Origin of the sequence: Streptomyces physcomitrii (assembly GCF_012273655.1) — a bacterium.
GTDB classification, from domain to species: domain Bacteria; phylum Actinomycetota; class Actinomycetes; order Streptomycetales; family Streptomycetaceae; genus Streptomyces; species Streptomyces physcomitrii.
In genome coordinates, this window is sequence record NZ_JAAWWP010000042.1 from 1 (window position 1) to 7,128 (window position 7,128).

The following is a 7,128-nucleotide window of genomic DNA, read 5'->3' on the forward strand; positions in this document are numbered from 1 at the left end:
GTACGCCGCAGAACCTCCGGGTCCTCGCCCTCGAAGACGACCTCCCTCAACCCGGGGATGTACGCGCACACCGCGTCGAAAGCCTCCGCGAACACCGGGAAGGCCTCGTACAACTCCCGCCCCATGCCCAGCCGTTGAGCACCCTGACCAGCGAACAGGAAGGCCTTCTTCTGCCGGCGGCTCGCTGTTCCGAGGGTGAGGTGGGCCGAGGGCTCCCCGGCGGCCAGGGCGCGGAGGCCTTGCTTCAGCGTCTCGGTCGTGTCGCCGAGGACGACGGCGCGGTGGGTGAAGAGCGAACGGTGCGCGGCCAGGGTGTGTGCCGTGGCGAGGGGGTCCGCGGTCTCCTCGTCCTGCTCGTCGAGGTGGGCGAGCAGGGTGGCCGCCTGTGCCCGGAGGGCCTCTTCGCCCCGGGCGGACAGTGTCCAGGGCAGGAGCCCGGGGCGGGCCGCGGCCCGGGGCTCGGGCTCCTGTTCCGGCTCGTCCTCCGGGGCGGGCGGGGCCTCCTCCAGGACGAGGTGGGCGTTGGTGCCGGAGACGCCGAAGGCCGAGACGGCGGCGCGCCGCGGGGCCTCACCGGCGGGCCAGTCGACGGCCTCGGTGAGCAGCCGTACCTCGCCCTCGGTCCAGTCCACCTCGGTGGTGGGGGCGTCGACGTGCAGGGTCCGGGGCAGTCGGCCGTGACGCAGGGCCTGCACCATCTTGATCACACCGCCGACTCCGGCGGCGGCCTGGGTGTGGCCGATGTTCGACTTCAGGGAGCCCAGCCACAGGGGGCGGCCCGCGGGGCGGTCCTGCCCGTAGGTGGCGAGCAGGGCCCCCGCCTCGATGGGGTCGCCGAGGGTGGTGCCGGTGCCGTGCGCCTCGACCGCGTCCACCTCGGCCGGGGTGAGGCCGGAGGCGGCGAGGGCCGCGCGGATGACGCGTTCCTGCGCGGGGCCGTTGGGGGCGGTGAGGCCGCTGCTGGCGCCGTCCTGGTTGACGGCGGAGCCGCGGAGCACGGCGAGGACGGGGTGGCCGTGGCGGCGGGCGTCGGAGAGGCGTTCGAGCAGGAGCATGCCGACGCCTTCGCCCCAGCCGGTTCCGTCGGTCGCGTCGGCGAAGGACTTGCAGCGGCCGTCGGGGGAGAGTCCGCGCTGGCGGCTGAACTCCAGGAAGGTGACGGGCGTCGACATCACCGCGACGCCTCCGGCGAGCGCGAGGTCGCACTCGCCGCCGCGCAGCGCCTGGGCGGCGAGGTGCAGTGAGACCAGCGAGGAGGAGCAGGCCGTGTCGACGGTGACCGCGGGGCCCTCGAAGCCGAAGGTGTACGAGATGCGGCCGGAGGCGATGCTGGCGGCGCTGCCGTTGCCGAGGTAGCCCTCGAAGCCCGCGGGCATCTCGGCGAAGCGGGTGCCGTAGTCGTTGTACATGACGCCGGCGAAGACACCCGTGGCGCTGCCCCGCAGGTCGGCCGGGCGCAGTCCGCCCCGCTCCAGGGCCTCCCAGACGACTTCGAGGAGGAGGCGCTGCTGCGGGTCGGTGGCGAGGGCCTCGCGGGGGGACATGCCGAAGAAGGAGGCGTCGAAGTCGGCGGCGTCGTGCAGGAATCCGCCCTCGCGGGTGTAGCAGGTGCCGGGGTGGGCGGGGTCGGGGTCGTAGAGGGCGTCGAGGTCCCAGCCGCGGTTCTCGGGGAAGTCGGTGATGCCGTCGGTGGCCGAGTCGACCAGGTGCCACAGGTCCTCGGGGCTGCGGACGCCGCCGGGGTAGCGGCAGCTCATGGAGACCACGGCGATGGGTTCGGTCGCCCTGCCCTCGACCTGGCGCAACCGGGCCCGGGTGCGCTGGAGGTCGGAGGAGACGCGGGTCAGGAAGTCGCGAAGCCTGTCCTCGCTCACGGATCGATTCCCTTCGGCAGTGGGCACGGCGTCGCGCCGGCGGGCACGGGGCACCGGCCTGCGGTCTCCCCTCGCGGTGTCGCGGGCGGAGCGCGGCAGTTCGTCCTCTCGGGGGCGCGGTCCGCGGATCGCACCGGGCGGGGCAGCTCCCCGTGGCCGATTATGGTGACGCTCCGTCGTTCCCGAGGGGGCGCGCGAGGGGCTCTAAGAGAACTCCTAGCGTTGCCCACCTGTGGTGACGCCGGGTGTGCGGTGCGCCGGGCGGGCGGGGTCGCGGGGCCGCGGGGCCCGGCTCACAGACGGCTCGTCGCGCGGAACGCCTCCGGCGGGACGGGCGGGACCAGGCCGCGGTCCGCGGAGCGCTCCAGGAGGGTGCGTACGGCGTGCAGGCCCTCGTCGCCGAGGTCGGCGGTGAAACTGTTCACGTACAGGCCGATGTGCTGGTCGACCACGGAGGTCTCCATCTCCTGGGCGTGCTCCAGGACGTAGGCGCGGGAGGCCTGGGGGCAGAGCCAGGCCGCCTGCACGGAGGCGCGGATGGCCCGTGTGACGTCCTTGAGCACCTCCTCGCCGAGGCTGCGTCTGCCGACGATGGCGCCGAGCGGGATGGGCAGGCTGGTCTCCTTCTCCCACTCCTCGCCCATGTCGGCCAGGCAGTGGAGTCCGTAGTCGCCGTAGGTGAAGCGGGCCTCGTGGATGACCAGGCCCGCGTCGACCTCCCCGTCCCGGACGGCGGGCATGATCTCGTGGAAGGGCAGGACGACGATCTCCCCGACACCGTCGGGCACGGCGGTGTCCGCCCAGAGGCGGAAGAGCAGGTAGGCGGTCGAGGTGGTGCTGGGCACCGCGATCCGCGCCCCGGCGAGGGCCGTCGGCTGCCGCGGCTCCCGCACCAAGACGAGCGGGCCGCAGCCGCGGCCGAGGGCTCCGCCGCAGGGCAGCAGCGCGTAGTCGTCGAGGATGTGCGGCAGCACCCCGTAGGAGACCTTGAGCAGGTCCAGGCCGCCGTCCTGGGCGAGGTGGTTGGTGCGGTCGATGTCGGCGAGCGTGACCTCGGTGCCGGGGGCGCCGGGGAGCAGTCCGTGGGTCCAGGCGTGGAAGACGAAGGTGTCGTTGGGGCACGGGGAGTACGCCAGCGCGAGCGGTGTCGTCATGGGGCTGCCTTCTTTCGTGACCGGGCGGCTCGGCGGGCGGACCGGGTGTACCGCCCCCGCTCTTCGACAGTGGCGCCGCGATCGTGTGCGGTCAGCAAACCCGTTGCCAGTGTGGGGGTTTCCCCAGACCGTCCTCCGTAAGGATGGAGACGCCCCACCGACGCGGCGTCAGTGTCTGCCGTCCGGCAGGAACCCGCCCCGCGCCCGGCACTGCGGACCGGACGCGCGGCTCCTGCCCGGGTCGACGGCCGCACGGCTCCGTCGTGCCCCGCCCGGTCGTTCCCCCTGCCGGGCGGGGCCTCCCCGTCCGGTGGAGGGGAGACGCGAGGCAGGGCCCGCTCACGAGTCAAGGACTGCGCGCGGAGCGGAGCCCGGACTCATCAACCGTGCCGCCAGGCACTGATCGAGGAGGTTCCCGGCCATGGACGCTGGGCTCAAGCGCGAGCTGGAGGACAAGGTCTTCTCCGGTGAGCGGCTGTCCCGCGAGGACGGCATCGCCCTGTACGAGTCGGACGACCTGGCCTGGCTGGGTGGACTCGCGCACGAGGTGCGCACGCGCAAGAACGGCGATGTCGTGCACTTCAATGTCAACCGGCATCTCAACATGACGAACGTCTGCACCGCCTCCTGCGCGTACTGCTCCTTCCAGCGCAAGCCGGGCGAGACCGACGCGTACACGATGCGCATCGAGGAGGCGGTCCGGCTCGCGAAGACGATGGAGAACGAGCACCTCTCCGAGCTGCACATCGTCAACGGGCTGCACCCGAACCTGCCGTGGCGCTACTACCCGCGCTCGCTGCGGGAGCTGAAGAAGGCGCTGCCGCAGGTGTCGCTGAAGGCGTTCACCGCCACCGAGATCCACCACTTCGAGACGATCTCCGGGATGAGCGCGAGCGAGATCCTCGACGAGCTGATCGACGCCGGTCTCGAATCGCTGACCGGCGGCGGCGCGGAGATCTTCGACTGGGAGATCCGCCAGCACATCGTCGACCACCGCACCCACTGGGAGGACTGGTCGCGGATCCACCGCCTGGCGCACGAGAAGGGCCTCAAGACGCCCTGCACGATGCTGTACGGGCACATCGAGGAGCCGCGCCACCGCGTGGACCACGTGCTGCGGCTGCGGGAACTCCAGGACGAGACCGGCGGTTTCCAGGTCTTCATCCCGCTGCGCTACCAGCACGACTTCGTGGACATGAAGGACGGCAAGGTCCGCAACAAGCTCCAGGCCCGCACCACCATGGCCACCGGCGCCGAGGCCCTGAAGGTCTTCGCGGTCTCCCGGCTGCTCTTCGACAACGTCCCGCACGTCAAGGTCTTCTGGGTGATGCACGGCCTGGGGACCGCCCAACTCGCCTTGCAGCACGGCGCGGACGACATGGACGGCTCGGTCGTCGAGTACAAGATCACCCACGACGCCGACGACTACGGCACCCCGAACAAGCTCACCCGGAACGACCTGCTCGACCTCATCCGCGACGCGGGCTTCCGGCCGGTCGAGCGGAACACGCGCTACGAGATCATCCGCGAGTTCGAGGGCCCGGACGCGCAGCGCCGCGAGAAGCCGCAGCCCATGCGCGTCTGACACCGGGGCCGCCCCCGCCGGGGCGGCCCTCGCCGCGCTCCCCGCACACACCCCCCGTGCCCGGTCCCCCGCGCCGCCGCTCGACGGCGGCGACGGACCGCGCCCGATCCGATGACGACACTGCTAGGCAGGTGTGAATGTCCCCGCAGACGACGGACGGCCAGGATCTGGAAGTCTGGATAGACCAGGATCTGTGCACCGGCGACGGAATCTGTGCCCAGTACGCGCCCGAGGTGTTCGAGCTGGATATCGACGGCCTCGCCTATGTCAAGGACGGCGAGGACGAGCTGCTCCAGGATCCCGGTGCCACCACCAGGATCCCGCTGGAGATCCTCAACGACGTGGTGGAGTCCGCCAAGGAGTGCCCGGGCGAGTGCATCCACGTCCGCAGGTCCGCGGACCGCGTCGAGGTGTACGGCCCGAACGCAGAGGAGGACTGACCCGCGAGGGGCCTGCCGGGGCGCGCTCCGGCAGCGTCCCCCGCGCGCCCGTCCTGCCGAACTCCCGCCGCACTACGGAAGGAACACGCCCCGATGGCCTCCCCCTCCACGGACGACCTGTGGTTCCGCAGGTTCCGGCCCTCCGCCGAGGCGGCCGAACGTCTGGTGTGCTTCCCGCACGCGGGCGGTTCGGCGAGCTTCTACGTCCCCGTCGCGAGCGCCCTCAGCCCGGGGGTGGACGTCGTGGCCGTCCAGTACCCCGGGCGCCAGGACCGCCGGCACGAGCCGGGGCCCTCCTCCGTCGCCGCCCTCGCCGAGCAGGTGGCGCAGGCGATGCGGACCTGGGACGACCGCCCGGTGACCTTCTTCGGCCACAGCATGGGGGCCGTGGTGGCCTTCGAGGTGGCCCGCCGCGCGGGCCGGACCCCGGTACGGATCTTCGCCTCGGGGCGCCGCGCTCCCTCCCGCACCCGTGCGGAGTCGGTGCACACCCGCGACGACGACGGGGTGATCGCCGAACTGCGGGCGCTCTCCGGCACCGACGCCCAGGTCTTCCAGGACGAGGACCTGCTGCGCATGGTGCTGCCCGCCATCCGCAGCGACTACCGGGCGGTGGAGACCTACCGCGCCGAGCCCGGTGCCGCGGTGGACTGCCCGATCACGGTGCTCACCGGCGACGCGGACCCCCGTACCTCCCTGGAGGAGGCCCGCGCCTGGAGCGAGCACACCACCGCCGACAGCGAGGTCAGGGTCTTCCCCGGCGGCCACTTCTTCCTCTCCGAGCGGCCCGCCGACGTACTGGCCGTGCTGAACGAGCACTTCACCGCGGCACCGGCCCGCCACGCCTGACGGCGGCGTCCGCCCTTCTCCTTCCTCCGACCCGTTCCGGGAGCGTGTACCGATGACCGAGCAACTCTCCGAGGAGTCCGTGGGAGCGCCGTCCGGCAAGCGGCGCCGCCCGCGGGTGGGCCACATCCAGTTCCTCAACTGCCTGCCGCTCTTCTGGGGCCTGGCGCGCACCGGAACCCTCCTCGACCTCGACCTGCGGACCGACACCCCGGACGGCCTCAACGAGGCGCTGGCCAACGGGGATCTGGACATCGGGCCCATCAGCCTGGTCGAGTTCCTGCGGCACGCGGACGAGCTGGTCGCGCTGCCCGACATCGCGGTCGGCAGCGACGGCGAGGTGATGTCCTGCCTGCTGCTCAGCCAGGTCCCGCTCGAGGAACTCGACGGCGAGCGCGTCGCGTTGGGCTCGACGAGCCGTACCTCGGTGCGGCTCGCCCAGCTCCTGCTCGCGGAGAAGATCGGCGTGCGGCCCGAGTACTACGTCTGCCCGCCCGATCTGCGGACCATGATGTCCGAGGCGCGGGCGGCCGTGGTGATCGGCGACGCGGCCCTGCGCGCCGCCCTGCACGAGGCTCCCCGGATGGGCCTGCAGGTGCACGACCTGGGCCGGATGTGGAAGGACTGGACGGGCCTGCCCTTCGTCTTCGCCGTCTTCGCCGCCCGGCGCGACTTCCTCGCACGGGAACCCGCGCTGGTGCGCCAGGTCCACGCCGACCTCCTCGCCTCGCGCGACCTCTCCCTGTCCGAGGTGACCAAGGTCTGCGAACAGGCCTCCCAGTGGGAGGAGTTCGACGCCGCCACGCTGGAGCAGTACTACACGACGGCACTCGACTTCCGCCTCGGCCCGCAACAGCTCGCCGGGATCAGGGAGTTCGCGCGCCGCGTCGGCGGCGAGGCCGACGGCTTCGCCCCGGACGCGGAAGTCCGGCTGCTCGACTCCCCCTCCTGACCACTCACAGAAACCGGAAAGGCCGGCCATCATGCCCCGACCCGCGCAGCACCGCCTCCAGCCCGTACTCGACCGTGCCGCCGAAGGCGGCCGGATCACGACCGAGGAGGCACTGGAGCTCTACCGCGACGCGCCGCTGCACTCCCTCGCCTCGGCCGCCGACGCGGTGCGCCGCCGCCGGTACGCGGGCACCGAGCACATCGCCACGTACATCATCGAGCGCAACATCAACTACACCAACGTCTGCGTGACGGCCTGCAAGTTCTGCGCCTTCTAC

The 7,128-nt window shown here is 72.3% G+C and carries 6 protein-coding genes and 1 pseudogene; 5 read left to right on the forward strand and 2 right to left on the reverse strand.

The features are described 5' to 3' along the window. Both HFV08_RS30950 and HFV08_RS30955 read right to left on the reverse strand, forming a co-directional pair. A partial coding sequence (locus HFV08_RS30950; protein ID WP_168543879.1) for a type I polyketide synthase occupies positions 1 to 1,874 on the reverse strand: 1,874 nt, incomplete at its 3' end. A 293-nt stretch (positions 1,875 to 2,167) separates the two neighbouring features. Further along, positions 2,168 to 3,028 (reverse strand): 1,4-dihydroxy-6-naphtoate synthase, encoded by an 861-nt coding sequence (locus HFV08_RS30955; protein ID WP_168543880.1) that lies wholly within the window; start codon positions 3,026 to 3,028, stop codon positions 2,168 to 2,170. Between the two features lie 421 nt (positions 3,029 to 3,449). On the opposite strand from HFV08_RS30955, the gene mqnE reads away from it, so the two are divergent. From mqnE to HFV08_RS30980, 5 genes and pseudogenes are all read left to right on the forward strand, one after another. After that, complete coding sequence (mqnE, locus tag HFV08_RS30960) at positions 3,450 to 4,613, forward strand: aminofutalosine synthase MqnE (RefSeq protein ID WP_168543881.1); 1,164 nt, start codon at positions 3,450 to 3,452, stop codon at positions 4,611 to 4,613. Positions 4,614 to 4,750: 137 nt separating this feature from the next. After that, on the forward strand, positions 4,751 to 5,053 hold the full coding sequence (locus HFV08_RS30965; RefSeq protein ID WP_168543882.1) for a ferredoxin: 303 nt from the start codon (positions 4,751 to 4,753) through the stop codon (positions 5,051 to 5,053). A gap of 93 nt (positions 5,054 to 5,146) precedes the next feature. Then, positions 5,147 to 5,902: a thioesterase II family protein gene (locus HFV08_RS30970; RefSeq protein WP_168543883.1), complete on the forward strand. Its 756-nt coding sequence runs from the start codon at positions 5,147 to 5,149 to the stop codon at positions 5,900 to 5,902. 52 nt (positions 5,903 to 5,954) lie between these two features. Beyond that, complete coding sequence (locus HFV08_RS30975; RefSeq protein WP_168543884.1) at positions 5,955 to 6,851, forward strand: menaquinone biosynthetic enzyme MqnA/MqnD family protein; 897 nt, start codon at positions 5,955 to 5,957, stop codon at positions 6,849 to 6,851. 31 nt (positions 6,852 to 6,882) lie between these two features. After that, positions 6,883 to 7,128: pseudogene (locus HFV08_RS30980) on the forward strand (dehypoxanthine futalosine cyclase); the annotation flags it as partial.

Excerpts from the sequence above, each read along its gene's own strand:
- HFV08_RS30955 (WP_168543880.1), bottom strand. The coding sequence starts at position 3,028 with ATGACGACACCGCTCGCGCTGGCGTACTCCCCGTGCCCCAACGACACC.
- mqnE (WP_168543881.1), top strand. The coding sequence starts at position 3,450 with ATGGACGCTGGGCTCAAGCGCGAGCTGGAGGACAAGGTCTTCTCCGGT.
- HFV08_RS30965 (WP_168543882.1), top strand. The coding sequence starts at position 4,751 with ATGTCCCCGCAGACGACGGACGGCCAGGATCTGGAAGTCTGGATAGAC.
- HFV08_RS30970 (WP_168543883.1), top strand. The coding sequence starts at position 5,147 with ATGGCCTCCCCCTCCACGGACGACCTGTGGTTCCGCAGGTTCCGGCCC.
- HFV08_RS30975 (WP_168543884.1), top strand. The coding sequence starts at position 5,955 with ATGACCGAGCAACTCTCCGAGGAGTCCGTGGGAGCGCCGTCCGGCAAG.